We start from the raw sequence: 25,302 nt of genomic DNA, 5'->3' as shown, positions 1-25,302 counted from the left end.
CGTCTTGACCGTCGTTTTCGGACGGTCGAGCCGGGCAGCCCTGCGCTCGATCCCTCGACCGCCTCGAGCCGACCACGCAATCCATAGTGAACTGGATCCGCCAAGCCGACCGCGAACCCGGCAGGCGGCCCAACGGCTCAAACTCGATCGTGTCGAGCGCCGAGGAGTTGGTCCGACACCGCCACGAGAACCAGCGCCCGCGTCAATTCTCGGCCGCTAGATGGGTGCTTGCCAAGCCTGTCCTTTAGCGCAACATTATTAGTGCCCGGAGGTTACGTGGCCAAAATAGCCGACCGATTGCGGGCGGGGGGTTAACCAAAAAATCTGGAGGAAACACAGATGACGCTACGTACCAGCCACGTGTTGCCTTATGCGTTATTGGCTTCGCTTGCCTTATCCGGATCAGCGATGGCTCAAGGCTCCGGCGGAATTCCCAGCCTGACCAGTACGACCATCCTCAAGGACCGCGACAACGTAATATGGGACATGGCGTTCCTGCCCGATGGTACCATGTTCTTTACTGAGCGATGCGGTGGTCTGTCTGTGAGGCTGGCATCGGGCACGGTCACCCCCCTCCTCGGGATTAAAGATTCCAAGGGCTATCCCCAGACTGCTTCCGACCTGTTCTGCGGCGGACAGGCCGGAATGGCTGGTGTGGCGATCGATCCTGAATTCGCCACCAACCGGTTCATATACGTATACTCGGCATCAAGCATGACCGCGCCGGGCTCCAACCGCGTTTTGCGGCTGACGGTCAGCCCCGATCTGACCAGTGTTTCGAGCCGGCAGGATATTGTCACTGACATCGCCTACAAACCAGCGAAGAGCGATCACCCGTTTGGCGACCCTGGTGCGCATAATGGGGGGCGCCTCCGCTTTAGTCCGGCGGACGGGTTCCTGTATGTGACAACCGGTGACACCCATAACGGCGAGGTGCCACAGAGCCCGACTCTCATCGGAGGCAAGGTTCTCCGGATTGACCGGGACGGAAAGGCGGCGCCCGGCAACAACCCGCCACAGGGCTTTGACCCTCGGGTCTTCACCTACGGGCACCGCAATCCGCAGGGTATTTGCTTCCGACCCGGCAACAATCAGCCGTTCACGTCCGAGAATGGACCCTGGCATAGCGACGAGGTAACGGCCCTTGTGGCTGGTGGTAACGCCGGATGGGACCCGCGGCCGAACGTTGGTGGACGAGGCGATTGTCCGGATAAGTACTGCGGATACTCGCCCAATCAAATGGGCGCGATGGACCCCAAAGAGCGCTCGGCATTCATGCCGATGACCGATACGAAGACATACCCCAAGGCCATGAAACCGGCCTGGAACAACGACGGGCTTTCGCAGGGAATGATGGGATGCGCGTTCCTGAATGGCTCCCAATGGAAGGACTGGAATGGCCGGATGGTTGTAACCTTCACGGGCATCGGCATTCACGGAACGCCGGTGGGCAACCGCCTCGACGTGCTCGACATCACGCCCGACGGTTCATCCGCCACCCGCACGACGGTATCCCTTCCCATGCCAGCGGGCCGCTTTCGTTCTGTTGTGCAGGGTCCGGACGGCAGCATGTACGCGTCGACTGACACGGGCGAACTCTACCAGCTCAAGGCTAACTGAGCGCGATCAGGTTCAGCCGCGCCGTCACCCAAGCGGCGCGGCTGAGCAGCTATCGCAAAGACTGTAGCGCTCATCATGGGATTTAGCTTATGTTCGACGTCCGTTATGTCACCGGGACCGTGCTTGCTTTACTCGTTTCCTCGTCGGCCTTCGGCAGCCCTGATCTGGCCAGGAGCAAGAATTGTGTCGCCTGTCATCATGTGGAGCGAAAAATGATCGGACCGGCGTATAAAGCTGTCGCCGAGCGTTACGTCAAAGATGAGGCGGCTGTTGCCAAGTTGAGTGAGAAGATCATCAAGGGTGGCGCTGGCAGTTGGGGCCAGACGCCAATGCCGCCACAGCCAAACGTTAATTCGGCCGAAGCCGAAATTCTTGTAAAGTGGATATTGTCACAGCAGTAGCAACGCTTTTTGCTGCTTGCCCGAACGGCGGCGTAGGTAGTTGCCGGAGGAGAAGCCGGCTATTGTCGACAGCCCTCCGTTGGCCTCTTTCTTATTCTTCGTTGCAGACTCGCGCTGGCTTCCGGGACAGGCGAGCACGGAACATATCAGGTCGCTATGAGCCTGATGCCCCAGCCGTGCATAATTCTTGATTTATGCACGTCATGACCGTGGTGGCGAAACCGGCGTTCGCTAGAGTCGCGGCAACTGCTGCCGCCGGCTATCCTGCCAGGAGCGTCCGGCACCGAATACCGGCGTCAGATCAATTGATTCTCAGCTTCTTGTCTCGAAGTATTGCGGCACAGAGCCGATAGTAATCTTCCCATTTTGAGGCACTCCACTTTTTGGAATCGCCACTATACTCATTATGAGCATACTGAGTCATATTGTCGCCTAAAAAGGCAAACAAATTGCGCGTTGCGACGGTGTTGAATTGCCTGCCATGGGCAATTCCCGAAACCAGAGCGGTATTATAGATCCCTTGGAACTGTTTCCCGTATTGCGGGTAGTCGATGTTGCGGACCGGAACGGTTTTCACAAAACCGTGCGCCTGGATCCACGCTGGCGAGCGTCCGTCGGCGGTCATCACGATGCCGAGGCTCAGTCCTTCCGCCATTTGCTTCTTGCGAAGCTCGTTTAGCGCCGCCTCATGCATCCCACCGATCAGGACGAAGCCCCCGAACGGAGCGGTAGCAATGCTAATGCCCAGCATGATCGTCCCGCCGGCGGCGGTGCCGGCGATCGCTAGGCCGATGTCGACGATCTGGAAGATGTCGAAGGCCTTACCTATCCAGTCAAGCGGCTTCGCCGGACCTTCGAAATCGAGCGCAAAAGGCGAGATGCTTTTTTTGGCCCTAACTATGTAAGGGCTCATATCGACTTTATTTCTCGGAATATAGATGATCCCAGGTTTTGCACGTGCGCTGAACGCCCAATTTAACCCACTAGGCGACGGGTCCAAGCAACCGGTGTGGTAACGCAGATACCAGTTCACCTCGTCTGGGTCATTAGTCTTGAAGTTGAAGTAGATTAGCTTTTCCGCGTCAATGCCGTTGCGTTCCGCGATGTTGATCCAGGTGTCGCCGTTCTTCACCGGGTAAGGCCACGATTCCGGCGGTATGTAGCTGCGAGGCAATGGAGTACGAGGCTTTTTCTCGATCGGCATGATCCGCGCCTCCGAATTTCGACGGGCTTCTACTGCTGCAGAACCCCATTGCCTTACCAAAAAAGCCTCAAACTCAGGTGGCTGAAGCCCGCGCGAATGGCGTCGCAACGATTGCCGCACCCGGTGATCCAGAACTAAGCCATAAGTCTTGTCGTCTTGCCCTCGTGTTCCCGTCCCAGTGCGGAAACCGTGTGCCGTTTCCTGACAAAGCCTCGGGTTGGTCCATCGTTGTCAGCCTGCTCTTCGGGAGCCTGTTCGGAGGGAGGGCGGGTGACGTACCTCACATCCGAATACGCTACCGCGTGATCGCTGCTGACCCTCGGCCATGATGCCGCGCCGACAATGTTGTCTGAACGGCATGGCGAAGGCGTGTCGGGCGTAATCGCCGGTTGGCCTCATTGAAGCAATGGCGTTACAGAGCGTCATGGCTTATGTCCGCGCCACACTCGTCGCCGATCCGCACCAGTTCCCGCGCTGTCAGATCCAGATCCTCGCGCCGGGTACGGTGGTTGCAAATCGCCATGCGTAGACAGTGACGCCCCTTCACCGTTGTGTCCGATAGCGCGGCAATTCCCGCTTCCTGAAGCCGAAGCATAATTTCATTGTTGAGTATTCGCAAATCAGCTTCGTCTAATCCACCGGGGTCATAACGGAAGCAAACGATGTTGAGGGCGGTGGGCGCCATTAATGTCAGGCTCGGCTCAGCTCCAACCAAATCTGTAAAATAGAGCGCCTGTTCAATGTTCTGGTCGATGAGGCGTCCGAATTTTGTCGAGCCGTGCTCCTTTAGCAGCATCCAGATCTTGAGCGCACGGAACCCACGACTTGTCTGCAGACCGTAATTGTATAGGTACTCTGCCGCTGCGATGCCGCGCGGTTTTTCTTCCAGATATTCGGGATGGACGGCAAAGGAGGCAAGATGCTGTGCCCGATCGCGCACCAGTGCGAGCCCAGCTTCGAAGGGGGCATGGAGCCATTTGTGCAGATCAAGCGCCAAGGAATCCGCACTCTCGATTCCCGCAACCAGGTAGCGGTGGCGCGGCGCGATCGTCACCAGTGCGCCGATGCAGCCGTCCACATGGAACCAAAGCCCTTCACGACGGCATAGGTCACGTATCCTTGGGAGGTCATCAATTGCACCGGTGTTTGTCGTCCCTGCCGTCGCGATAACGCAGGCGGGTTTCGCCCCTGCCGCACGGTCGTTGGCGATGGCCATCGCAAGCGCCGACAGGTCCATGCGACAGGCATCGTCGGATTGTACCCGGACCAGCGCCCGATTGCCGAGACCGAGCAGTTCCACGGCCTTCTGATGGCAGGAATGGACCTGATCCGAAGCGTAGAAGCGCAGGGGCTGCGGGATCGCAGCCACACCTTCCTCACGCACATCAACCCCAGCCATCACATTGCGCGCGACCGTCAGTCCGATGATGTTGGCCTTGGATCCGCCATCGACCAGCGTCCCTGAAGCACTTTCGGGAAACCCCATCATCTGGCGCATCCAACCCGTCACCTGCGCATCCATCAGCGGCGCGGCGTTGTTGCCACCTCCGAGATTGGAGCCTTCGACCGCGGCTAGAAACTCGCCCAGGGCACCGGTAAAGGTGCCTGCGCCCATGTACCACATGAAGAATCGCGGATGGATGTTTCCCATCGGATATGGCATCAGGTTGGCGCGTAAATCCTTCCAGATCTCGGCCAGAGAGGCCGGATCCCATGGCAACGGGGCGTCATAACTCCGGCGGACTGCATCTGGCATGGCTTGCCACAAGGGCCGGTCTCGCACGTCGCGCAGATGGCACCCGGCCTCATCCACCATGCGGTGTGCAAGCGCCAGCGTGGTGGTCCAATCGCTGGGATCGAGGGTTTCTTGCGCGTCGTTACCTTTTTGCATTGTTGGCTATGCCTCAGATCGAATTGACCACGAGCAACGGCGGCACGATGGGACTGGACCAGCGCGCTCAGGCCACCTGATATCCGGGGGTGGAATGCGACAGCGCCTGTTCTTCGGCATCCATTTCCTCGTGGATGTCCGAAAAAAGCGGCGTTGTCAGATATCGCTCGCCGGTGTCGGGCAACATGGCCAGGATCACGGTTCCGGGAGCAGTGCGTTCTGCAATTCCCATCGCTATGGCAAAAGTCGCACCCCCCGAGATGCCAGTCAGAATCCCTTCGCGCTGCGCAAGTTTCTTCGCCCAAGCGATGCCGTCGGCGCCTGTAACGGGGATCAGCTCATCATAGCCGCCGCTGTCTATGCATTCCTGCAGCACACTGGGGATGAAATCTGGTGTCCAACCCTGAATGGGATGCGGCTCAAAGCTCGGGTGGGTGACGGCCGGCCCCCCATTGGCGGTGCGCTTCTGGGCCACACCGCCGCCGAGCAGTTGCGCATTGATGGGCTCGGTCAGGATGATCCGCGCTTCGGGCCGTTCCTTGCGCAAGACCCGCGCAAGCCCTGCCACCGTGCCGCCGGTGCCGTAACCGGTTACAACATAGTCGAGACGGTCACCGGCAAAATCTCCAATGATCTCGCGTGCCGTGGTGGCCTCATGGATGTCTGCATTAGCGGCAGTCTCGAACTGCCGGGCGAGGAACCAGCCGTGCCGCTCGGCCAATTCGACGGCCTTAAAATACATGCCGGTCCCCTTTTGGGCACGCGGCGTCAAAACCACTTTCGCGCCCAGCATCCGCATCAGTCGCCGCCGCTCGACGGAAAAGCTGTCGGCCATGGTGACGACGAGCGGATAACCTTTCTGCGCGCAGACCATGGCGAGCCCGATCCCGGTATTCCCGCTCGTGGCCTCTACTACGGTCTGGCCCGGTTTAAGCGTGCCGGCCCGCTCGCCCGCCTCAATGATGTTCAGCGCTAGACGGTCCTTGATCGATGCTGCCGGGTTGAAGAATTCAGCCTTGACGTAGAGCCGCACGCCATTCGGTGCCAGGTTATTCACTCTGATCACCGGCGTGTCGCCCACTGTGTCAAGGATTGAATCAAACAGGCGCCCGCGGCCCTGTGTTGTGCGAGTTTTCGTGTCCATGGGTGCCTCCTTTTTACTTTTGGATCTCGAGCGATATGTACCGGATCGTTCCTGTCCGCAGGTTAGTGCTGGTGCTCAGGTGGCGCGAAGAGGATAAGTTCAACCCTTTCCGAGCCCTCGACGTGAGCGTCATGTCCTGGCGGAATTTCAAAAAAATCGCCCATGCTGATGCGCGTCTTGATGCCGGATGCGATCATTCGCACGATGAGGCTGCCTGAGATGCAGTATCCGGTATGCCGCATTGGGCAGGAGTCAGGCGAGCCCAGAAGCGGTTTTTCGTCCGCCTCCCACGTCCAGCCGGCCTCGAAGATCGCATGCATACCGGTACTACCGTCGGCCATCCTGACGATCGAGATGCCACCGTGTTCGTTCATGTCGAGCAACTGGTCCGGGGCATCGAACCTTCTGATTTCGATTGCACTCATGGAAGGCTCCTGTTCCTACTGAGGGACCGAGACAATCTCGAGCCCGATGCACACTGACACTACGCGCCCCGTTTCCACGCGCTTGATCATGCCCTGAAGATTTCGTGTAGAACTGCGGAAATCTGCGCTACGTTGCGACATGATCTGGCAGTTTGGCGAATTTCGCCTGGACCCGAACAGGTTAGAACTGACGCACCGCGGCGTCCTGGTGAGGGCGGAGCCGCAGGTATTGTCGCTGCTTGTGCATCTCGTGCGAAATCGCGACCGGATGGTTGGAAAAGATGAGATCGTAAAGGTGGTGTGGAACGGCCGAACCGTTTCGGACGCCAGTATCGCTAGCCGCATCAGATCGGCGCGGCAGGCGGTAGGAGATGACGGGTCGAACCAGTCGGTTATCCGTACTTTGCATGGACGGGGCTTTTGCTTCGTGGCCGAGGTAGTGGAAGCTCCAGCCTCAAGGCGGTCTACGCTGGAGCGTATAGACGGTGTTGATCCCACCGAGTTGCGTCGCCCATCGATCGCCGTGCTTCCATTCCAACCATTGGGAATGGCCCCCGACCTTGCTATCCTGGCCGATGCGATCCCGCACGATATCATTCAAGCTCTGTCGCGGTTACGCTGGCTAGCGGTAACCGCTCGTGGCTCGTCATTCCGCTTCCGCGAGCCGGATCTAGACCTAATCGGCACGGCTTTGAGCGTCGGATATGTTTTATCGGGCATAATTGAGGCGCGAGACAAGGTCATCGCGGTGACGGTTCAACTCGCTGATGCCGGGCGCGGCGAGGTGATCTGGGGCGACCGGCTGGCAGTACAGCTCGACGGGATCGAAGATCTACGTCAACGCATCATCGCTCGGGTCGTTGCGGCGCTGGACCTGTATGTGCCCGAGAACGAAGCGCGGGTGGCAGCCGTCGGAAGTACCGACAAACTCGACGCCTGGGCGAATTTCCATATTGGCCTGCATCATCTTTATCGGTTCACACCAGATTCGACACTGAAGGCGCGCGAGAGTTTCGAAAGCGCCGTCAGGCTCGATCCCCGTTTTGCTCGGGCTCATGCCGGACTGTCCTTCACCAGCTTCATCGAGGCCTTCCTACACATGGGACCCGACGTAAAAGCGTCGGCGCAGGCTGCGCGTCATCACGCCGAGCGTGGTCTTGATCTCGACCCGCTCGACCCTTTCGCTCATTTCACAATGGGTCGGTCCTTCTGGCTCACCGACGAGCCCGAGGCAGCAGGAGGATGGCTCGGGCGAGCGGTCGAGCTCAATCCGAATTACGCGCAGGGGTTCTATGCCAAGGCGTTCACGGAAATGCTGACTGGCGATGTCCAAGCGGTAGGAGCAGACCTCGATACTGCCCTGCAGCTCAGCCCTCTCGACCCGCTACTTTACGGCATTCACGGGGTGAGGGCATTGTCACTGCTTCAGTCTGGCGACACATTTGCGGCCGCCCGCTGGGCCGACCGCGCTGCCGCTACGCCTGGGGCGCATTACCTCATCGCTATGATAGCGGCACTAGCAAATGGGGTCGCTGGACGGCATCAGCAGGCAGGACGGTGGCGGCTGGAGGCGCGCCGCCGGAAACCGGAGGCGTCAACTAGCCAATTTTTTGCGGCGTTTCCAATTCGCGACAACGCCGTGAGGTCGTTGATAACATTAGAATTGCAACGGCAAGGCTTCTAAACAGGGAAGCCCATCGCCCTCAGTGCATGCGTCGCTCCCGTCCCAACAAGGACACCAATTGCGCCGAACCAAAATTGACGCCGCCACTGAGCCTTTCGCGTCAACGCCTCGCCGACGATACCTGCCAGATGCATTCGCTCCCGTTTCAGCGCATCGGCCTCATCCCGCATCACCCGCGCCGCCTCCGCGAACGCTTCGGCTCCGGCGCGTCCTATCGCCCGGCCGTGCTGCTCGGGCGTCATCTTTATCGCCGGATGGTCCTGGATCGCGACTATTCGTGCCTCGACCTGGGTCAGCACCTTGACGACAGCGCCCAGCGTCGGCATGTAGTCGGTTGCGCGCGCCGCTCCCTCGACGATGGCCGGCAGCGCCTCAACAGCCTGACGCAAGCTCGCGACCTCAGCCTGAAGCGCCACAAACGCCCGCGCCGCATCATCGTCGCTGGTCTCGATCCGATCGTCGTCTGCCACGCTCATCGCTCCATGCCCTTGTCGCGCTCGCGGACGTGCTTCTCGGCCTCGGGCTCGCGCGCCGCCTTACCCTGACCCTTCCTGCCAGCAGCAGCCTCCAAGCCCCGGGCGGCAGCCTCCCGCTGCACCTGGCGCTGCCGTTCGCGATCCATCCCGGCGACGAGCTGCGCGGCGCGCGCCGGCCCGCTCAGCTCCGCCATGGCGCGCTGACTCAGGCTCTCATGTTTCAGAACCGCAGCGAGATCCTGCGTTGATCCCGGCCGAGCCTTGTCCATGGCCGCCCCGGCGCTCCGCAGCGCCAACTTTTGATGCTCGAGGACGGGCAAATCGGCGGCGCTCATGCGAGCGGCGTCCTGATAGGCTTTCGCATACCCCTCGACGGCCGCCAGAAGCTGCACGCGGGCCTCGGCAGAGCCTGCCGCAGGCGCAGCCGGGCTCTCGCCGCCCTTCCACTCGGACGCCGCGCCATCGCGCCCCTGAGGCTCCACACGCCCTCCCCCGAGTTTAAGCCCCGCAAACATGCTACGCTTCGCCGTCGGCGTTTCCACGCTGGCGCTGGCGCGATCACCACCCTCTCCGCCGGCGTCATGGCCCTGCGCCTGGCCTCGATCACCACCACGCCGATCGGCAGCTTGATCGTCGGTTCTGGTAGCCCGCGCAAGATTTTCGCGCGGTTTCTCACCACCCGGCCGCTGCCGCCCGTTCCCCTCGCCGTCACGCTCTACCTCGATCTCGCTCTTCACCCCGAACCGCTCGGCAATCCCCCGCCGCTCGGCAAACCCCTGCGCATAGTCGAGCGTAGTTTCCTTCGACCCGTCGCGGCCGAGCCGGGCGGTGAGCGATTCCATCCCGCCCTTGAACTCGTCCCGGCCGGCATAGAGCGTCGCCTGATCACGATGCCGCGTCATCGCGACGTAGGTGAGATGCCGATCCATCGTGCCCGACGCCATGACGAAGGCGCGATCGACGGTCGCGCCTTGTGTCTTGTGGATCGTGGTTGCGTAGCCATGATCGAACGCGGCATAATTGCTCGTCGAGAGCGACACCGTGCGTAGTTCCCCCCCAGCGCCCCGCGCGGGTCCGTCGAGCCGGGCCGTGATCCGGTCCTGCTCGACGGACGACACGGTCCCCAGCATCCCGTTCTTCACGCCGAGCTCGCGATTGTTCTCCAGGAACACGATGCGATCGCCCGGCGCGAATGACCGCTTGCCGTCATTGGTCTCGAACAACTGCTCGCGCCCAAGCCGACCCTGATCGCCCTCCCCGCGCGCCAGCTCGCCGGCCTCTTGCCGCGCTGTGCGGATGTCGGCGTTGAGCGCGCGGACATCGACCCGCCGATGCGCCATCGCGACGCGCGAGCCTTCGGGGCGCTCAGTGGCGTCCGCCATGTAGTCGGCGACGATCGCCGCCCGCGACTGGTCACGCGTCTCGCTGAACCGAACGTCGCCGCGCTCGGCATAGGCAGACAGCCCCTCGCCCGTCCGATGTCGGGCAAAGTCGCCCGACGCCTCACGCTGCCAGTCCTCGCGCTGGCGGCGGATGTCCTGCAGTTCGGCAAACCCGACCCGCTCCGCAATCGCACGGAACGGCGCGCCGGCTCCGATCGCCTGCAACTGCTCCTGGTCGCCGACCATGACCAGCTTCGCACCCGTGCGTTCCGCCTCGGCGACGAACCGCGCAAGCTGACGCGATCCGACCATGCCAGCCTCGTCGACCACCATGACGTCTTTTGGCCCAAGCTCACTGCGCCCGGCCTTCCAGCCATGCTCCCACGACGCCAGCGTCCGCGACGATATCCCGGACGACTCCTCCAACCCCTCCGCCGCCTTGCCCGATAGCGCCGCGCCATGGACCGCAAAACCCTGCCGCTCCCAGGCGTCCCGCGCCGCCGCCAGCATCGTGCTCTTGCCGGCGCCGGCCAATCCGACCACGACCGCGATCTGCTCCCCGCCGGTGACATGCTCCACCGCCCGACGCTGCTCGTCGCTCAGACCCGCAGAATCGATCGCGACATCCCGATCGGATTCCGACAAGACGCCGCGCGCCACCTGGCCGGCGGTATCCGCCGCAACCCCACGCCGGATCGCACCATCCTGTACCGCGATCGCCGCATCGACATGAGCGCCATCGACCCCATGCGAGCGCGCCTCGCTCATCCGTACGGCCCCGTCCGCCATGCCGCGCTCGAGCGCAACCATCTCCTTCGTCGAGTAGCGTGCCAGCGTGATCTCGCCGTTCGAGTCGACCCGCTCCGCCTGAAGCTCGACCAGAGCCTCTGACGCCATCACCTTGGCGAACGCCGCCTGGAACGCCTCAGGCTGGTCGATCGACCGATGCAGCGCCCTCGCCACGTCATGCCGATCGAACACGCTCTTCTCGCCCGTGATCAGCGTCAGGACCTGCTCGGGCTTCTCCGCGATCAGATCGGCGTTGCGCCGCGCCGCATCCCCGTCGAGCCGGGTCCGCGACACCTCAACCCCTCTCCGCTCCATCTGGGTGGCAAAGACCCCCATATGCTCGGTCGGCTCGATCTCCAGCCCGCGCTCCTGATGCGAACGATGATCGATCCGCACATCCAGCCCCGCCGCAGCCAAGCGCTCATTGGCGACCTGCTCCCAGGACTGGCGGATCTCGCGCATCTGCATCGACGAGGTCGGCAGCCCCTGCGACAACAGCCATTTGTTCTCGCGCTCGATCGAGGTCTTGTCCAAGAACCCTTCCGTCCCGACAGCCCGAACCGTCATCAACAGATGCGCGTGGTGATTGCGCACGTCCGTCTCGCCATGTGGCGAGTGGATCGCGACATCGACCGCCGTCCCGTAGCGATCGGCCAGCCCCTGCGCGAACGTCCGCGTCGCCTCCAGCCGCTCTTCGGCATTGAGCTCATACGGCAAGGCGATCTCGAACTCGCGGGCAACGCGAGCATCCTTTCGCCCTTCGGCCGCCTCGGCCGCATTCCATAATGTCGCCCGATCTTTCGCCCATTCAGCGTCCGACCCGCGTGGCAGCACGATCTCGGAATGCTCCACCCCGCCACGCCGGGTAAAATCATGCGTGACGCCATCGCGCTCGTTGGTCAGCCGTTCCCCGGCGCGATAAGCCGCAGCCGCGACCGCGCTGCGGCCCATGCCTCGGCTGATCGGCTTCATGCTGAGATGGTAGATCGCCAATGTGCGGATTCCAGTTCAGCGATCACGGTATCAGGCGCTGAGTTGTGCAACAACTCGTAAGTGCGCACTTGAAGCATCATCCGCTTCGCTCCTGATGCTTCTCGTGGTCCGCCTGCGGCACGCTTTGTGCTAGGGCGGTCGGAGACGAGATTGGCATATCGCGTCGTGCGATCCTGCCTCGAACCGTTCCAATCTTTGCGCTTGGGGTTGGCTCGCCTCGGTGTCGCCGTTAGAATCGGTCGCTTACTCTGATGGAGACGCCCCATGGCGAGACGATCGATCGAGGAGCGGCTGGCCCAGCTCGACGCCCAGCGCAAAACCCTGCAGGCGAGACTCGGCCGACAGGAGCGCGCCAACGACACGCGGCGAAAGGTGCTGCTCGGGGCGCTGGTCCTGCAGCGGCTCGAGACCAGCAAAGACGCCGAGTTCGTCGATCGGTTGCGCGCATGGCTGAAGCGCGAACTGCCGGGGTTTCTCACCCGCGACGGCGACAGGACGCTGTTTCCTGACCTGATCGAACTGTCAGCGACCGAGAAGGCAGCCGTTGTGTCTCAAGGTGCTGCCGATCCGACCGCTACGGGTGAGCGTGCCTGATGGTGGCCAAAATCGCTTTCGTGAATATGCTGCGCGCCGCCTGGCGCGATCCATTGTGGGCGCTCGGCTGCGCCGTGTTCGGGCCGCTGGCCGCGATCCACTATGTCGCAAAGGTCGGGGCGATCGCGGGCATTGTCACGCTCGTCCTGCTCTTCGCCGTCCATCTCGCCATGGACGCGATCGGCATGGCCCGGACTTGGCTCCATCTGGCCGGCAACCTGCTCGCCTGCGTGCTCGGGCTGATGACGCTGGCGCGCTTCGCGGTGAAGCCGATGGTCGAGCATTTCGGGATGGTCGATGACGACGCCACCCATGGCTCGGCCCGCTTCTCAAACGACAGCGAGGTCGCCTCGCTGACGCGTGGCAAAGCGGGCCTGCTGATCGGCCGCGACCCGATCAGCAAAAAACTGATGCGCTATGACGGGCCGGCCCATCTCCTGACCATGGCGCCGACCCGCACCGGCAAGGGCGTCGGCACCATCATCCCGAACCTCCTCACCGCCGATCGCTCCGTCATCTGCATCGACCCCAAGGGCGAGAACGCAAAGGTTACGGCCCGCGCCCGGGACCGCTTCGGCAAAGTCCATGTCCTGGATCCCTTTGGCGTCACCGGCATTCCCTCCTCCGCCTTCAATCCGCTCGAACATCTCGACCCCGACGACATCGATGTCGCCGAGGAGGCCGCGACGCTCGCCGACGCGCTTGTGTTCGATGCGCCAGGCGAAGCCGGCGAGGCGCATTGGAACGAGGAAGCCAAGGCCCTGATCGGCGGTATCATCCTGTCGATCGCCGCCGACGAACCGCGCGAGCGGCGCAACCTCGCGACGCTGCGCGAATGCCTCACCCTCGCACCGGAAGCCTTCACTGCCCTGCTCAAGTGCATGCAGGCCTCGACCGCAGCCGGCGGGCTCATTGCCCGCGCGGCAAACCGCCACCTCGGAAAATCCGATCGCGAGGCCGCCGGCGTCCTCTCGGCCGCGCAGCGCCATACCCACTTTCTGGATTCGCCGCGCATGACGGCGGTGCTCGACAGGAGCGACTTTTCCTTCGCCGATCTGAAGCGGCGGACCGCGACCGTCTTCCTCGTGCTGCCGCCCGATCGGCTCGCGACCTATTCGCGCTGGCTGCGCCTCATGGTCACCCGCAGCCTGTCTGACATGGCGCGAGCGCCCTCCCCCGCCCCGGCAGACTCACAGGCCGCGCCTAGGGAGTCCGTGCTGTATCTGCTCGATGAGTTCGCGGCGCTGGGCAACCTTGCACCCGTCGAACGCGCCATGGGCCTCATGGCGGGCTACGGCGTCCAGCTCTGGCCCATCCTTCAGGATGTCCATCAACTCCGCGCCACCTATGGCCGCCGGGCCGGCACCTTCCTCTCCAACGCCGGCGTCCTGCAGCTTTTTGGCGTCAACGACCACGACTCGGCGCGCCTCGTCTCCGACCTCACCGGCCAGGAGACCGTCGTCTTCCAGACCATGAGCCGCGCGCTCGACAGCGAAAAGTCCGGCATCTCCTATGGCGAACAGCACGTCGCCCGCCCGTTGATGACCCCCGACGAGGTTCGCAACATGCACCCGACAGCCCAGATGCTGTTCATCGCCAACCAGCGGCCCATCATCGCCGGCAAACTGCGCTACTTCGCCGATCGCGAGTTCGAGGGCCTGTTCGATCGTGCCTGACAGATGGTCCAGCGGGCGCGGGGTCGCATTAAGCAGACGGACTAGGCGCGACGCGCCCGGAACTCTTGCATGCGGCCCTCCGGCTCTCTACGGCGCTATGGAAAAGCGCGTTCGCCTCCGGGCCGGTGCAAAACAGCGCAATTTCAAGAACTACAACAAAAAACAGCGCTCAACCCAGGCCAACGGCTTGCGGCTCAACCTTCGTCGCGGCCAGTGGCCCGACATAAGACGTCGGCGCAGCAAAACCGATCGTGCAGCGCACGCCGGAGCTCGGGTACTCGATCCGGGCCTCGCCAACATCCGGGGGGAATGCACTCTGCAGTAGCTTTGAGCCGAACCCGGACCGGTCCGGCGCACTTACCGGGGGGCCGCCGACCTCGACCCAGGTCAGGACAATCCGGTCGCCATCGATCATCCACCGCAAGCTCACGGTGCCCGCTTCGCTCGAAAGCGCACCGTACTTCATGGCATTGGTGCCGAGCTCATGGATCAACAACGCGAGCGAGGACGCGATAGCTGGGTCGGCGCCTGTGTCGGGACCACCGACGGTGAAGCGATGATGTCCAAACGGCTCAATGATGCGCATGACAAGTTGCCGGAGATCCGCTGGCAGGTTCGGGTTCTCCTGGATCACGTCCTGCGCGCTGGCGAGCGCTGAAAGGCGGGCCTGAAAGACCTGGCTGAATTCTCCAAGCGAACTCGCCCCACGCTCCGTCTGACGCGCAATGGCCTGGATAATCGCCAGCATGTTGCCGACGCGATGCTTCATCTCGTGGGCGATGACATGAGCCCGCGCCTCGGACTCCATCAGGTAGGCGACCAACGCTTGCAGCGTCGCCGCTACGGCGATCATCAAGGTGGTGGCCACCCAAAAGGCGACCAGAGCCGCTATCGAATCCGGAGTGAGCATGAGGCTGCCGAACGGGGCCAGCCAAAAATAGCTCGCGACGAGTGAACTCAGCGCAAGCGCAAAAAATCCTGCGGCCGCTCCAGCTACCACCGACGCGATCAGCACCATCAGAAAAAAGGTGATGAACGGCACACCGTCGCCCACGAGCGGGCTCAGCGCAAACCGCAAGAGAGCTCCCAGAGCGACAAGAAAAGCAGCGAGAATGAACGCCTGCGGTGCTGCGATCGGCCGATGAGGCAACCGCGCGACGACGCGCTTCAACGCCTTCGGACCCAGAACCGGTCGCACGCTTTCATCTCCTCAGGCCCGCTGCCACTCATGTGTAGACGGATAAAGCGGGTTTGTCGCCATAGGCCCGGCATTACCGACGTCGTCGCGCCCTTTGCTCTAATCGGTAACCATGTCACGTAAAGTTGAAGCCGGATTTGCCGAAAACTCGAACAAATCGGCAGGGCCGCAGTTATGCGACGGCTTCAGGGGGAACAATGCTGATGACACCACCGCTAGTGCTATTGATCGAAGACGAGCCGCTGATCCTGATGGATGTCGAAGTAGCGCTCCAAGACGCCGGCTTTGAGGTTGTGACGGCCGGAAATGCTGCCAAAGCCATTACGATTTTCGAGAAACGCAGTGCTACGATCTGCGCCGTCGTCACGGACATTCGACTCGGCAAAGGCGACAGCGGTTGGGATGTCGGCAGGCATGTCCGCGAAGCGGTTCCGACGATGCCCGTCGTCTACATGAGCGGCGACAGCTCCGGTGAGTGGACGGCCCAGGGCGTGCCCAACAGCATCATGATCGCCAAGCCGTTCGCGTTTCCGCAGCTCATCACAGCGATTTCGACGTTGCTGAACGAGGTGAAGTGATCGACGCGATCACAATGCCGAATTTATAAATAAGGCGCGGTTTCGCAGCCGACCTCTTTCGAACACGTAGAACCCATCCCGCTTGATCGCTTCCTGTGCCGCCATGATATCGAAACCAGCCGGAAGCGACTCGCGCATCTCGATCGTGTGGCAAAACTGCCATCCGCTACCCAGGATGATCGGCAAAGGCGATATGAGCGGCACCGCCAGCAGAAGTTCCCGATCATTCTCACGCCGGAAGACGTTAAAACCGAGAAAGCCGTGCCCGTGATCGCTCGATGCGTCGCTCACCGAACTCCCCTCTAGCACTACTTTGGCAGATTTTTAGGACTGAACCAGCGACGGCAATGCGGACATCGGTCTGGGGGCGGCCGTTCGAGTACGGCGATGATGGCTGCCCGGATCGCTGGCAGGGTTGGCTGTGGTGGCGGACCGTGGATTCTTTTTTTCCCGCTTCGCCTTGTTGAGGCGGTGGGACTGGAGGAAGGCGTAGGCGATCAAGGGACACTAAGCGCGAAAGCGGAGCGGGCGCGTCGTGCTAGCGGAGAACCCCCGAGGCAAACCGGAGCATCGTCGCAGCCGGGTAGGACTTTCTTGACCGTCAGCTATGCGTCCCGCATGCCAGAAATCGCTCCATGGCAATCTGCGCGGTGGCCGCTGTCGGCTCGAGGCCATCAACCAGACAATCTAGGGCAATCCTGGCAAGACGAGCGCGCTGATGCTGATCTTGGCGTTTATCGACATGCCTGCCGACTTCAAGAAGCCGCCAGGCCGCTGTGAAGACCTCCTCGATCGCGCTGAGCTTTTCCGGCGGGAAAGAAGGAAGAATGCGCGGCTCGGAACGGCTCTCGATCGATCATGAACATCCCCCTCTGGTGACGCTCCCCTCCCCGCTCTGACAGGGGTTGTCCATCACGGTGCTATCGTTATGTCGGAGTCTATGACCGTTTACACGATCCGCCAGATCGCCGAGCAATTCGGCCTGACCCTGCGAGCCTTGCGCTTCTACGAGCAGAGGGGATTGTTCCGGCCCCATCGGAGCGGATCGGTCTCCGGATCGCAAGCGAGGCTCTACACCGATGAAACCAGGGCGCGCATCGCCGAGGTGGTCGAGCTGCGTCGACTCGGGTTCACTGTCGCGGAAATCCTCAAAGGCAGGATCACGCGCAAGCAGTACGCAGACCAGCTCGAGCTGGTGAAAGAGCAACGAGCGGAGCTGGACGAGGTCATCGCTATTCTGAAAGCGCGTCTGTCGAACTCTCGATAGGCGTAAAGCCTATGAATGTGATCGACCAGCGGGAAGGATTCATTTACCACTTCCTGCCAGCCTGATGCGGCTCTAGCGAGAGAGCACATTCGGTCGACCCCGTCGCGCCCCCCCGGCGACGGGGTCTTCGCGGTTTTTCTGCCTGGACGGTGCCAGCGCGCTTCACACCGCGTCGGCAGGTCGACAAATGCAACCCCTAGCCCGGCAAAATGGTGAATGCCAGCCGCTGCCGAAGCGCGTGTCGCCAGGACAACGGTCGAACCCGGCGGCGACGGCACCAGTGACGGGGGCTCAAGTTGCCGAAAATGCACAGACTTGGGCAAGCGCGCGGTAACCCTAAAAAGTCCTCGACGCGGGGAGAACGCACGAAGCCGGATTGTCGCCGACAATCCGCAGGATGACATACCTCCTTCAGCACGCCAGGAGGTAACTGTGGCCCGGTTTTTCTTCGATATCGCTGCTCAGCACGTCCTCTTCCGGGACCTCGAGGGAGAACGTTGTTCTGACTGGAAGACGGCTCACGAGCACGCGGTGCGCTTGGCGCGCGGCACGATTTCGCTGTTCAGGCAGGCTGATCTCCGCACATGGCGCATCGAGGTCGCAAATCCGATCGGATCAGTCAAATTGATCGTTTTGTTTGCGAATTTTATCAGAAACGACCGCTACCATCACGTTCATGAATTCGATCGACGACAGGTTGCGGACAAATAATTGTCAGTCCGCGATCACTATAGTGCTTTATCCGTAACATCTCCGCTGCAATCGAGCGAGGCCAAAATGGCTACTGCGTACCCCGAGTCTCAACACTCAGTCACGGCACCGGACGATACCTATGTCGATGCAATACGATCAGCCGCTTTGAACATTATACAGGCAGCCGGCTGCTGCGATAACGAGCGTCAAGACATTCAAAGCAAGAAACTAACCGACATCATTGTAGAACTACTATGCGACCATAGCGATGACATGTCGGAAATCAGCTGGCTGGCGGCTGACCGTTTCGTCACCGAACACACGAACGGATGCGGCGGAGGATGATCACGGCGTTCTTGCGCGAGCCTCACCAAGCCTCCCATCTGCCAGCGCCTCGACCAGATCAAGAATACGACGCCGAACTCGCGCATTGGCGATACGTGGAAAAGCGGTCGCCATTTGTGCGCCCTCGCTCGTCGAGAGGAACGATGCGACATCGCCCATTTCGGCGCCATCGACCACGCCGAGATTGGGCAAGTGTGCGGCAGGCGCGCCCTGGAAAAAGAAGTCGACCGGCACGCCAAGCACGCCGCTGATCTGCTGAAGACGGCTGGCACTGATCCGATTGGCGCCCTTCTCGTATTTCTGGACCTGCTGATAGGTCACGCCGAGCGCGGCGCCAAGTTGGACTTGGCTGATCCCCGCTAGAATCCGCCGCACGCGAACCCGCGCTCCAACATGCCGATCGACCGGATGCGTGATTTTCTGCATGACGATGCAACCTAAGGGCAGGTGATGAACGTATGCGCCCAGCGTGGAGTAGCTCATGAGACTTGGCCCAAGTTCGTTAAAAAGTGCAGCGCAGGTCGTCTGGGAAGGCAGGGCAGATGATAACGGACGTAAAACAGCCCGGAGAGGCCAGGATTGTCGACGACGCCCTTCTGGCCTGTGCTACCGGCGATAAGACGGCTCTCAGGCGGATCTACGATGCCGAAGCGGGTCGGATGCTCGGCGTGGCGCAGCGCCTGCTCAAGCGCCGCGCCCTAGCCGAGGAAGCGGTGCAGGACGCCTTCGTGCTGATCTGGCGGCATGCGGCGCGCTTCGATCCGCAGCGCGGCAGCGGCCAGAATTGGATTTACGCGATTTTGCGGAATCGCTCGATATCGGTCCTGCGCGACGAGCGTCGAACCGAGACTCGCGAGAACCCCCTGACCGAGGAATTGGCGAGCGAAGAGGACGATCCCGAGACGATCATTTCGAAACTCTCCGATGCCAAAGCGCTGCGCGCCTGCCTCGAGCCGCTGCCCCCGCAGCGGCGCGGCATCGTCTTGCTCGCCTTCGTCCAGGGCCTCACCCACGGTGAGATCGCTGGAAAGTTGAGCCTCCCGCTCGGCACGGTCAAGACCTGGATTCGCCGCTCCCTGATGACGCTCAAGACGTGCCTGGGATGAAGACGATCGCCGTGCATGAGTCGAGAAACCGACGGTCGCTGGTTCACCCTTTATTCACTCGATCGCTGTCATTTTAAGTGCATCAGTGATGGAGGGCGCGATGACTGCGTTCAAAGGGATTGCTGCGATTGCAATGATGACAGCCGGCGTTTCGGTTGGACTGGCGCCGATCTCGAGCCCGGCTCAAGCGCGGGACGGCTTCAACGGCGCGTTGATCGGGGGACTTGCCGCCGGGGCTCTCGTGGGCGGCGCCATCGCCGGCGCTGGCCGAGGCTACGCCTACGCGCCTCGCCCCTATTACGCACCGGCCCCGGTCTATGTCGGACCGCGCTATGTCGAGCCCGATTGCTACGTCACCAAGCGGCCGATCTTCAACCGCTGGGGTGACTTCGTCGGCTATAGCCGCGTCCGCGAGTGCGATTGACCGCAATCGGTTCGCGATCAACAGGCTGAGAACAATGGCACACCCGGCACCCCGCCAGGAGCTCGGCAAAAGCGGGACTGCGGAAGCATCTATCGTCTTGAAACGCAACGCAGTAGCTCGCGACAGCCAATCAAAACGATTGTTCACTTGTCTCGCGCAGACACGATCACCCCGTCGTTGCAGGTGGTCAAGCGCTCGCTTTGCCACGTAAAACTCGGATCCCGGCCTTGCGACCAAGCCCGATGGATTTGGCCATGGCCGAGCGCGATTCCGCGTAGTTGGGCGCCACCATCGGATAATCGGCCGGGAGGTTCCATTTCGCCCGGTATTGATCCGGCGTCATGCCGTAGCTCGTGCTCAGATGTCGCTTCAGCGTCTTGAATGAACGGCCATCCTCCAGGCAGATAATCGCGTCGGGCGTCACAGATCGCCGTATCGGCACGGCCGGGACCAGTGGCTCGGCCGCAACGAGTGCGGGACGCCCTGCCAAGCCGGCGATCGCCGCATGAGTGCTCGCGATCAGGCGCGGCAGCTCTGCCGTCGGCACGTTGTTGCGCGTCACATAGGCCGACACGATCGACGCAGTCAGCGCGATCAGCTCTTCGTTCTGCTCAGACATCGCAATCCCTAATCGAAACGTGTCCTCACGCCATATTGCCTTTGGTGCAAACCCTCAACCGAACAGTTCGGAATGCGTGCCGGCGCGGACGAAGTTGATCAGATTGCGTTCGACCTGGTAGATCAGCAAAAAGTCGCCGCCTATGTGACATTCGCGATGGTCCGCCCAATCGCCTTTCAGGGCATGATCGAGCCATTCCGGCCCAAGCGGGCTGTCGTTGGCGATGAGCATCATCATCGCTTCTTTGAGCTGGACCATATCGTATCGGCCGGAACGCGAAAGGCGCTCCCAATCCTTGAGGAAGCTTTTCGCATAATCCGCCGATCTCGGCAGAGAAGTCCGCTTACTGCTGGCCGGCTTCTTGGTCGAGGGCATCGAAGAGTTCCTGGGCGGTGGCGAAACGGGCGCGCCGCTGCTTCATCAGTGCGCGGGACTCGTCCATGGCCGCGCGCGTCTCGGCATTGGGGACCTTCAACTCCAACGGCAAGGCGCGGTCCTTCGCGATCCGCGTCAGCGTCATGCGCACGACATCGGACACGGTGAGGCCCATCTCGGCCAGGACAGCGGCGGCCTCGTCCTTCAAACTCTCGTCGATGCGAGCCCGAACAAATGCGGTGGCAGCCATCACGACCTCCTCTTCCAAGCGTTCTATGTAGCTCAGGTGAGCAACAATCTCAATGGGCGGAATCTTCGCTGTGACAGCGCACATTGCCGCCGATGATGAGCCAGCCGTTTCAGGCTTGAGAGATGATACGGATCACGGAGGGCAGATGCGGGCGCCCTTCCCTCTTGCAGACTGCGTGATGAGCAGGAACAGCCCCTCGACGATCCGGATGCGCCTCATCATACTCAAGCCCGCTTCTTCTCACGCTTACGGCTACCGATCAGCGCCATCAGCATCGGCCCAAGCGAGAATTCTGCCGCTTGCGCCTTTCGGGTCAGCTCGCGCAGATAGCCGCCGGCGCTGGAAATCGCTTCGCCGCGCTGCAGGATCGCCGCGACGACGATCGAGGCCTGGACCTCGTCCATGACGCCAATCGCTTCCTCCCATGCGCTCGGACTGATGCCCAGCATCGGTCGGACCACCGCGACCGTCGCCAGAAAGTCGCGCCAGTTGGCGATGCCACCCTTCGAATAGTCGATCAGGTCGGGACAGGCGTCCAACACCATGCCTAACGGGAACGATCCTTCCGGCACCCGCTTCCGTTCCGGCACAATCTCCAACCCAGCGCCCCTGCTTTCTGGAAAGCGAGGTTCAAGATCAACAGGAGAGTCTGGATTTGAACTCTGTATGTGACGCTCAGTGTGAGACTCATTGCCGCTCATATTCTGAGAGTTGATGTGAGTTTCCAGCAGGTTGAGGATTTCGTCAGCAAGCAACGACAGCTCATCGGCGATCGGCTCGAGCACAGGGCGCGTCGCACTGCGCGGAATCCGCGCCATGAGGCCGCGATAGATCTGATGGATCTCGGCCCAGTCGGCTGGCCCCTGCCCTGCCAGTTGCGCCGGCACGCCCTCCTCAATCCCCGTCGCGATCATTTTTGCGATGTCGCGCCGGCAGATCGTGATGCGCTCGCGCACCAGGCGCAGCGCCCGAGCCTCGGCCTCAACCCCGGCCGCGAGGGCTTCGAACTCTTCCGATCGAACGACGAGCGGGGCGAGGTCGAAACCAAATGCGAACTCGATCTCCCCGCTCCTGCCCTTGCGGGCGTAGCGCTTGCCGTTGGGGCTGTCGCGCCGGACGATCAGGCCGGCATCAACGAGCGCCGCCAGATGGCGCCTGAGCGTCGCCATCGGCATGCCATGGGCGCGCAAGCCGAGTTGGTGGTTCGAGGGGAAAACCACGAGGCCTTCGCCCGTGAGGACGGTTTCGGGGTGGAAGGACAGCAGCGCGTCCAGAACGGCCAGCGCCCGCTCAGGTACGCCGAGCGCGTTCTTGGCCGTGCAGATCGCCCGGAAGATGTTCCATTTATGGACCGCCTTCTCCGGCGGCCGGGTTTTTGCGCTCGCTTGGCTTGCCACGTGGGCAAGAGTCAGCGATCGCCGCCCAAAGGGCGTCGTCGAGTGTCGTGGTTCCATGGTCTTTCACCTAGCGTTAGGCAAAAGAAATTTGCTCGCCGAAACGACGCAAAGTCTTCACGAGACTCTTGACGGTGATTCGTGGAAATGCGATTCTCTAGGTGTCAGACTATGAGAAGGGCTTCCGGAACTCGTTTCGGGGGCCTTTTTCTTTCGCGCTCGTGCTCTCCTGGTTGCGGGCTATCCTCCTCACTGTCCTTGCTGCTTCTGGTGCAGCTCAAACAGACGAGGCAATTCGTTGAGAACGAAGGAAGCGAACTCCGGCGACACTTTGCGATCGACCGTGAGTGTTACCCGCTGCTTCGTCTCCGCGATTCTTCCCACTTCGCGGCCCGCGTGCGAAACTGCGGTCGCGTCGCCATGGGATGGGGATTTTTCCGAGAGGCCCTTGAAAAGAGCTTCGAACCTCTCTTTAGAAGCAAGCTTCCCAAACGACGCCTCTGCCGCCAACTTTCGTGCTTTCGCGACGTTAAGCTTAGAGGTCAGGAGATTTGCGAGCGCCATCCAACTGCGTCGGCCGACAGAATGAGCTGGCCCGACGCTTTCGATAAGGTCATCGGGCACTCGGTTTGCAACAGACAGCATGTTCGACAGGTCGCTGCTGTAGACGGCCAGAGCGGACGTAATTACGTCGCGGGAAAACTGGCGATCGAGCCGTCGAGCGAACAGCGCCTTCTCAATATACGACAGATCCTGCCGTTCATTGTTTTCCTGCCCCTGAGCAATAACAAGCTCTTGGTCCGTGAGCGATCTGACGACAGCCTTGATCGGTCGCTCGAGCGCCTTCGCAGCGCGCCAGCGACGATGACCAAAGGCAATTTGATACTTGTTCGCCTTCTCGGGGTGCGGACGGACTAAGATTGGGACTTGCTGGCCTTCTGCCTTAATCGACTGTACAAAGTTCCCAAAGGCCTCGTCGTCGACTTGCATGCGGTCTGGAACGAACGAAGGCTCTACGTCGGCAACGTCGAGCTCGACGATTGTCTGGCCAGCGGAGAGCCGGCGCTCGATCTCTTCGGCGCGCTTGGTCCGCTCGCTCATCTCTCCAAGTGATTGCCCCAAAGCGCCAACAGGCGAGCGTCGCCCCGTCTCCTGAGCTTCGTTTTCCAAAGCGGCCATGAGCGGTCGCATCGCCTGTCTACGCGGCGTGGCGCCGGACTCGGTTGGCTGCGACCCAGGCGCTGGCAGATCGGCGAAGATTTTTCGGCTCATGCCGCCCTCCCCCATGCCTTGCGTATCATCGCTTCAATTTCGCCGTTTACACTCTCGACGGACTCAAGGGCGCGATCATAGGTAGATCGCGTGAATTGGTTGCGCTCGACTTCGAATATGGTTTGATTCGTCAAGCCAGCGTCCGAAATCGCGGTGCTCTTGAGCATCGGGTGATTTAGGACGTGGTCCCCAAAGATGGAGCGTAAAAATGCCACCATCTGGTTCTGCGGTCCGTCGCTCGGCTCGAAGCGTGTGATCAAATACTTCATCCAGAGATAGTTCGACGACGCGCCAGCCTTGCTGATTTCCTCTAAGAGGTCGCCAGTCATCGCCAGAAATTGGTTCATCGACATGACGTCGAGCATCTGAGGATGCACGGTGATGAGGACCGATGTAGCCGCTGTCAGCGCAGACATGGTCAAGAACCCGAGCTGCGGAGGACAATCCACGACAACAACGTCGTAAGCGTCTTGAATCTCCGAGAGAGCCTGCCCTATGCGGGCAAAGAACATAGTGTCTCCGGGAGCGCGCCGCATGAGGGCTTTGGGAGTGTCATGCTCAAACTCCATGAGTTCGAGATTGCCCGGGATAAGGTGGAGATCCGGAATGTAGGTCGAGCGCACGATCTCAGCGACCTGGCGCCGGTGCTCATCGTATCTAATCGCGCCATACAGGGTTTCGTTCGGACCCACGTCCAATTCGGGCTGATGCCCAAATAGCGCCGACAAACTAGCCTGCGGATCGAGATCAATGGCTAGGACCCGATAGCCCCTGAGCGCCAAGAATTGCGCCAGGTGGGCTGTCGTCGTGGTCTTCCCTGATCCACCCTTGAAGTTCATCACGCTGACAACCTGGAGCGCCTCGTCCTTCGATCGCCAAGGCAGATAGCGACGATGTCCGCGTGCCCCTCCATCAAGAATCTTGCGGATTTCGTGGACTGCTTCGACGGAATAGGAGCGCCTGCCCCCTGGCGACAGGTTGCTCAAGTCGGGGATTTCAGACGCTATCTGCCGCAAATAGCCCTCTGTCACCCCAAGGAGCTTCGCCACTTCAGATGGAGAGAGATTGCGAATCCCTTTTTGGGCATTTGGCGGAAACGTGGTGAGGTGATGCGCCTGCAATTGGGCAGCCAACATTGCGGACTGGCTCTGAATAAGCGACTTCAGTCCTTCCTTCACCTCGGCGGTCTTGGCAGCGTTTATAACCACGGTTCGAATCGCCAGTGCAGTTACGGTATTTTTGCGGGATTGCGTTTTTTTCCGCAACTGACATGACTATGCCCGATTCGATGATTCTAGCAACAACAATAGAGTTAACGCTCATTAACCATTGTTTCGGGGAATTGTCGCCACTGTCCACGACTGGCCGCTTTCAGGACGCCGACATTAGCCGCGGCTAACTGCCCGCCTGCGCTCGGAGGGCCGCCGCCCTCAACCTCCGGAGTTAGCCGCGGCTAATTTTCGTTGTGGCCCTCGCCCCGCCATTCCTTTACCGCAGCCTCG

General features: G+C 61.3%; 26 protein-coding genes. 11 read left to right on the top strand and 15 right to left on the bottom strand.

Going from position 1 to position 25,302, the window contains the following annotated elements:
• Nucleotides 1-339: 339 nt before the first annotated feature.
• Together Q8S38_RS00245 and Q8S38_RS00240 are read left to right on the top strand one after the other, a co-directional pair.
• Nucleotides 340-1,620, top strand: coding sequence for a PQQ-dependent sugar dehydrogenase (locus Q8S38_RS00245; protein ID WP_305678403.1), 1,281 nt, complete (start codon nt 340-342; stop codon nt 1,618-1,620).
• Between the two features lie 89 nt (nt 1,621-1,709).
• Entirely contained in the window at nt 1,710-2,021 is a 312-nt protein-coding gene (locus Q8S38_RS00240; RefSeq protein WP_305678402.1) for a c-type cytochrome, read from the top strand.
• Between the two features lie 301 nt (nt 2,022-2,322).
• On the opposite strand, the gene Q8S38_RS00235 is transcribed toward Q8S38_RS00240, so the two are convergent.
• From Q8S38_RS00235 to Q8S38_RS00220, 4 genes are all read right to left on the bottom strand, one after another.
• The gene (locus Q8S38_RS00235) at nt 2,323-3,225 is read right to left on the bottom strand and encodes a LysM peptidoglycan-binding domain-containing protein (RefSeq protein WP_305678401.1); all 903 of its coding nucleotides are present in this window, start codon (nt 3,223-3,225) and stop codon (nt 2,323-2,325) included.
• A 412-nt stretch (nt 3,226-3,637) separates the two neighbouring features.
• Entirely contained in the window at nt 3,638-5,116 is a 1,479-nt protein-coding gene (locus tag Q8S38_RS00230) for a pyridoxal phosphate-dependent decarboxylase family protein (protein WP_305678400.1), read from the bottom strand.
• A 67-nt stretch (nt 5,117-5,183) separates the two neighbouring features.
• Nucleotides 5,184-6,260, bottom strand: a complete 1,077-nt coding sequence (locus Q8S38_RS00225) for a PLP-dependent cysteine synthase family protein (protein ID WP_305678399.1) — start codon at nt 6,258-6,260, stop codon at nt 5,184-5,186.
• Between the two features lie 62 nt (nt 6,261-6,322).
• Nucleotides 6,323-6,685: a cupin domain-containing protein gene (locus tag Q8S38_RS00220; RefSeq protein WP_305678398.1), complete on the bottom strand. Its 363-nt coding sequence runs from the start codon at nt 6,683-6,685 to the stop codon at nt 6,323-6,325.
• Between the two features lie 139 nt (nt 6,686-6,824).
• Between Q8S38_RS00220 and Q8S38_RS00215 the strand changes: the two genes are divergently transcribed.
• Nucleotides 6,825-8,369 (top strand): winged helix-turn-helix domain-containing tetratricopeptide repeat protein, encoded by a 1,545-nt coding sequence (locus Q8S38_RS00215; protein WP_305678397.1) that lies wholly within the window; start codon nt 6,825-6,827, stop codon nt 8,367-8,369.
• Here the strand turns inward: Q8S38_RS00215 and Q8S38_RS00210 are convergent.
• Nucleotides 8,366-8,839 carry a DUF6118 family protein gene (locus tag Q8S38_RS00210; RefSeq protein ID WP_305678396.1) on the bottom strand — a complete coding sequence of 158 codons (474 nt, stop codon included), beginning with the start codon at nt 8,837-8,839 and terminating at the stop codon, nt 8,366-8,368. The genes Q8S38_RS00215 and Q8S38_RS00210 overlap by 4 nt on opposite strands.
• 2 nt (nt 8,840-8,841) lie before the next feature.
• On the bottom strand, nt 8,842-12,009 hold the full coding sequence (gene traA / locus Q8S38_RS00205) for a Ti-type conjugative transfer relaxase TraA (protein ID WP_305678395.1): 3,168 nt from the start codon (nt 12,007-12,009) through the stop codon (nt 8,842-8,844).
• A 264-nt stretch (nt 12,010-12,273) separates the two neighbouring features.
• Between traA and Q8S38_RS00200 the strand changes: the two genes are divergently transcribed.
• On the top strand, nt 12,274-12,603 hold the full coding sequence (locus tag Q8S38_RS00200; RefSeq protein WP_305678394.1) for a mobilization protein: 330 nt from the start codon (nt 12,274-12,276) through the stop codon (nt 12,601-12,603).
• Complete coding sequence (locus tag Q8S38_RS00195) at nt 12,603-14,279, top strand: type IV secretory system conjugative DNA transfer family protein (protein WP_305678393.1); 1,677 nt, start codon at nt 12,603-12,605, stop codon at nt 14,277-14,279. Before Q8S38_RS00200 ends, Q8S38_RS00195 begins: the two co-directional genes overlap by 1 nt.
• A 169-nt stretch (nt 14,280-14,448) precedes the next feature.
• Here the strand turns inward: Q8S38_RS00195 and Q8S38_RS00190 are convergent, their stop codons facing one another.
• The gene (locus tag Q8S38_RS00190) at nt 14,449-15,477 is read right to left on the bottom strand and encodes a sensor histidine kinase (RefSeq protein WP_305678392.1); all 1,029 of its coding nucleotides are present in this window, start codon (nt 15,475-15,477) and stop codon (nt 14,449-14,451) included.
• A gap of 203 nt (nt 15,478-15,680) precedes the next feature.
• On the opposite strand from Q8S38_RS00190, the gene Q8S38_RS00185 reads away from it, so the two are divergent.
• Nucleotides 15,681-16,055 (top strand): response regulator, encoded by a 375-nt coding sequence (locus Q8S38_RS00185; RefSeq protein ID WP_305678391.1) that lies wholly within the window; start codon nt 15,681-15,683, stop codon nt 16,053-16,055.
• A 9-nt stretch (nt 16,056-16,064) separates the two neighbouring features.
• Here Q8S38_RS00185 and Q8S38_RS00180 read toward each other — a convergent pair whose 3' ends face one another.
• Nucleotides 16,065-16,346 (bottom strand): hypothetical protein, encoded by a 282-nt coding sequence (locus Q8S38_RS00180; RefSeq protein WP_305678390.1) that lies wholly within the window; start codon nt 16,344-16,346, stop codon nt 16,065-16,067.
• Nucleotides 16,347-16,773: 427 nt separating this feature from the next.
• Between Q8S38_RS00180 and Q8S38_RS00175 the strand changes: the two genes are divergently transcribed.
• The 3 genes from Q8S38_RS00175 to Q8S38_RS00165 all read left to right on the top strand — a co-directional run bounded on the left by Q8S38_RS00175 (nt 16,774) and on the right by Q8S38_RS00165 (nt 18,033).
• Entirely contained in the window at nt 16,774-16,917 is a 144-nt protein-coding gene (locus Q8S38_RS00175) for a hypothetical protein (RefSeq protein WP_305678389.1), read from the top strand.
• Between the two features lie 78 nt (nt 16,918-16,995).
• Complete coding sequence (locus tag Q8S38_RS00170) at nt 16,996-17,322, top strand: MerR family transcriptional regulator (protein WP_305678388.1); 327 nt, start codon at nt 16,996-16,998, stop codon at nt 17,320-17,322.
• A gap of 432 nt (nt 17,323-17,754) precedes the next feature.
• Nucleotides 17,755-18,033 (top strand): DUF6894 family protein, encoded by a 279-nt coding sequence (locus Q8S38_RS00165; protein WP_305678387.1) that lies wholly within the window; start codon nt 17,755-17,757, stop codon nt 18,031-18,033.
• 327 nt (nt 18,034-18,360) lie between these two features.
• Here Q8S38_RS00165 and Q8S38_RS00160 read toward each other — a convergent pair whose 3' ends face one another.
• The gene (locus tag Q8S38_RS00160; protein WP_305678386.1) at nt 18,361-18,843 is read right to left on the bottom strand and encodes a helix-turn-helix domain-containing protein; all 483 of its coding nucleotides are present in this window, start codon (nt 18,841-18,843) and stop codon (nt 18,361-18,363) included.
• Nucleotides 18,844-18,902: 59 nt separating this feature from the next.
• On the opposite strand from Q8S38_RS00160, the gene Q8S38_RS00155 reads away from it, so the two are divergent.
• Both Q8S38_RS00155 and Q8S38_RS00150 read left to right on the top strand, forming a co-directional pair.
• Entirely contained in the window at nt 18,903-19,466 is a 564-nt protein-coding gene (locus tag Q8S38_RS00155; RefSeq protein WP_305678414.1) for a sigma-70 family RNA polymerase sigma factor, read from the top strand.
• Between the two features lie 100 nt (nt 19,467-19,566).
• Nucleotides 19,567-19,890, top strand: coding sequence for a hypothetical protein (locus Q8S38_RS00150; RefSeq protein WP_305678385.1), 324 nt, complete (start codon nt 19,567-19,569; stop codon nt 19,888-19,890).
• 187 nt (nt 19,891-20,077) lie between these two features.
• Here Q8S38_RS00150 and Q8S38_RS00145 read toward each other — a convergent pair whose 3' ends face one another.
• The 6 genes from Q8S38_RS00145 to repA all read right to left on the bottom strand — a co-directional run bounded on the left by Q8S38_RS00145 (nt 20,078) and on the right by repA (nt 25,008).
• On the bottom strand, nt 20,078-20,509 hold the full coding sequence (locus Q8S38_RS00145) for a Ros/MucR family transcriptional regulator (protein WP_305678384.1): 432 nt from the start codon (nt 20,507-20,509) through the stop codon (nt 20,078-20,080).
• 54 nt (nt 20,510-20,563) lie between these two features.
• On the bottom strand, nt 20,564-20,884 hold the full coding sequence (locus Q8S38_RS00140; protein ID WP_305678383.1) for a type II toxin-antitoxin system YafQ family toxin: 321 nt from the start codon (nt 20,882-20,884) through the stop codon (nt 20,564-20,566).
• Complete coding sequence (locus Q8S38_RS00135; protein ID WP_305678382.1) at nt 20,853-21,134, bottom strand: type II toxin-antitoxin system RelB/DinJ family antitoxin; 282 nt, start codon at nt 21,132-21,134, stop codon at nt 20,853-20,855. Before Q8S38_RS00135 ends, Q8S38_RS00140 begins: the two co-directional genes overlap by 32 nt.
• A 224-nt stretch (nt 21,135-21,358) precedes the next feature.
• A complete protein-coding gene (gene repC, locus Q8S38_RS00130; RefSeq protein ID WP_305678381.1) occupies nt 21,359-22,588 on the bottom strand; it encodes a plasmid replication protein RepC in 1,230 nt (409 codons plus the stop codon).
• 189 nt (nt 22,589-22,777) lie between these two features.
• Nucleotides 22,778-23,800, bottom strand: coding sequence for a plasmid partitioning protein RepB (gene repB, locus Q8S38_RS00125; protein ID WP_305678380.1), 1,023 nt, complete (start codon nt 23,798-23,800; stop codon nt 22,778-22,780).
• Nucleotides 23,797-25,008, bottom strand: a complete 1,212-nt coding sequence (gene repA / locus Q8S38_RS00120) for a plasmid partitioning protein RepA (protein WP_305678413.1) — start codon at nt 25,006-25,008, stop codon at nt 23,797-23,799. Before repA ends, repB begins: the two co-directional genes overlap by 4 nt.
• Nucleotides 25,009-25,302: the final 294 nt, after the last annotated feature.

This window comes from Allobosea sp., from assembly GCF_030695125.1.
Taxonomy (GTDB): Bacteria; Pseudomonadota; Alphaproteobacteria; order Rhizobiales; family Beijerinckiaceae; genus Allobosea.
This window is presented reverse-complemented; position numbering and strand designations above follow the sequence as displayed.

What these genes read in the sequence shown, in the direction of transcription:
- Q8S38_RS00195 (WP_305678393.1), top strand. Translation starts at nt 12,603, where the DNA reads ATGGTGGCCAAAATCGCTTTCGTGAATATGCTGCGCGCCGCCTGGCGC.
- Q8S38_RS00245 (WP_305678403.1), top strand. Translation starts at nt 340, where the DNA reads ATGACGCTACGTACCAGCCACGTGTTGCCTTATGCGTTATTGGCTTCG.
- Q8S38_RS00220 (WP_305678398.1), bottom strand. Translation starts at nt 6,685, where the DNA reads ATGAGTGCAATCGAAATCAGAAGGTTCGATGCCCCGGACCAGTTGCTC.
- Q8S38_RS00175 (WP_305678389.1), top strand. Translation starts at nt 16,774, where the DNA reads ATGCTGATCTTGGCGTTTATCGACATGCCTGCCGACTTCAAGAAGCCG.
- Q8S38_RS00170 (WP_305678388.1), top strand. Translation starts at nt 16,996, where the DNA reads ATGACCGTTTACACGATCCGCCAGATCGCCGAGCAATTCGGCCTGACC.
- repC (WP_305678381.1), bottom strand. Translation starts at nt 22,588, where the DNA reads ATGGAACCACGACACTCGACGACGCCCTTTGGGCGGCGATCGCTGACT.
- Q8S38_RS00225 (WP_305678399.1), bottom strand. Translation starts at nt 6,260, where the DNA reads ATGGACACGAAAACTCGCACAACACAGGGCCGCGGGCGCCTGTTTGAT.
- Q8S38_RS00240 (WP_305678402.1), top strand. Translation starts at nt 1,710, where the DNA reads ATGTTCGACGTCCGTTATGTCACCGGGACCGTGCTTGCTTTACTCGTT.
- Q8S38_RS00230 (WP_305678400.1), bottom strand. Translation starts at nt 5,116, where the DNA reads ATGCAAAAAGGTAACGACGCGCAAGAAACCCTCGATCCCAGCGATTGG.
- Q8S38_RS00145 (WP_305678384.1), bottom strand. Translation starts at nt 20,509, where the DNA reads ATGTCTGAGCAGAACGAAGAGCTGATCGCGCTGACTGCGTCGATCGTG.
- Q8S38_RS00215 (WP_305678397.1), top strand. Translation starts at nt 6,825, where the DNA reads ATGATCTGGCAGTTTGGCGAATTTCGCCTGGACCCGAACAGGTTAGAA.
- Q8S38_RS00185 (WP_305678391.1), top strand. Translation starts at nt 15,681, where the DNA reads ATGACACCACCGCTAGTGCTATTGATCGAAGACGAGCCGCTGATCCTG.
- Q8S38_RS00135 (WP_305678382.1), bottom strand. Translation starts at nt 21,134, where the DNA reads ATGGCTGCCACCGCATTTGTTCGGGCTCGCATCGACGAGAGTTTGAAG.
- Q8S38_RS00160 (WP_305678386.1), bottom strand. Translation starts at nt 18,843, where the DNA reads ATGAGCTACTCCACGCTGGGCGCATACGTTCATCACCTGCCCTTAGGT.
- Q8S38_RS00235 (WP_305678401.1), bottom strand. Translation starts at nt 3,225, where the DNA reads ATGCCGATCGAGAAAAAGCCTCGTACTCCATTGCCTCGCAGCTACATA.
- Q8S38_RS00200 (WP_305678394.1), top strand. Translation starts at nt 12,274, where the DNA reads ATGGCGAGACGATCGATCGAGGAGCGGCTGGCCCAGCTCGACGCCCAG.
- Q8S38_RS00140 (WP_305678383.1), bottom strand. Translation starts at nt 20,884, where the DNA reads ATGCCCTCGACCAAGAAGCCGGCCAGCAGTAAGCGGACTTCTCTGCCG.
- repB (WP_305678380.1), bottom strand. Translation starts at nt 23,800, where the DNA reads ATGAGCCGAAAAATCTTCGCCGATCTGCCAGCGCCTGGGTCGCAGCCA.
- Q8S38_RS00155 (WP_305678414.1), top strand. Translation starts at nt 18,903, where the DNA reads ATGATAACGGACGTAAAACAGCCCGGAGAGGCCAGGATTGTCGACGAC.
- Q8S38_RS00150 (WP_305678385.1), top strand. Translation starts at nt 19,567, where the DNA reads ATGACTGCGTTCAAAGGGATTGCTGCGATTGCAATGATGACAGCCGGC.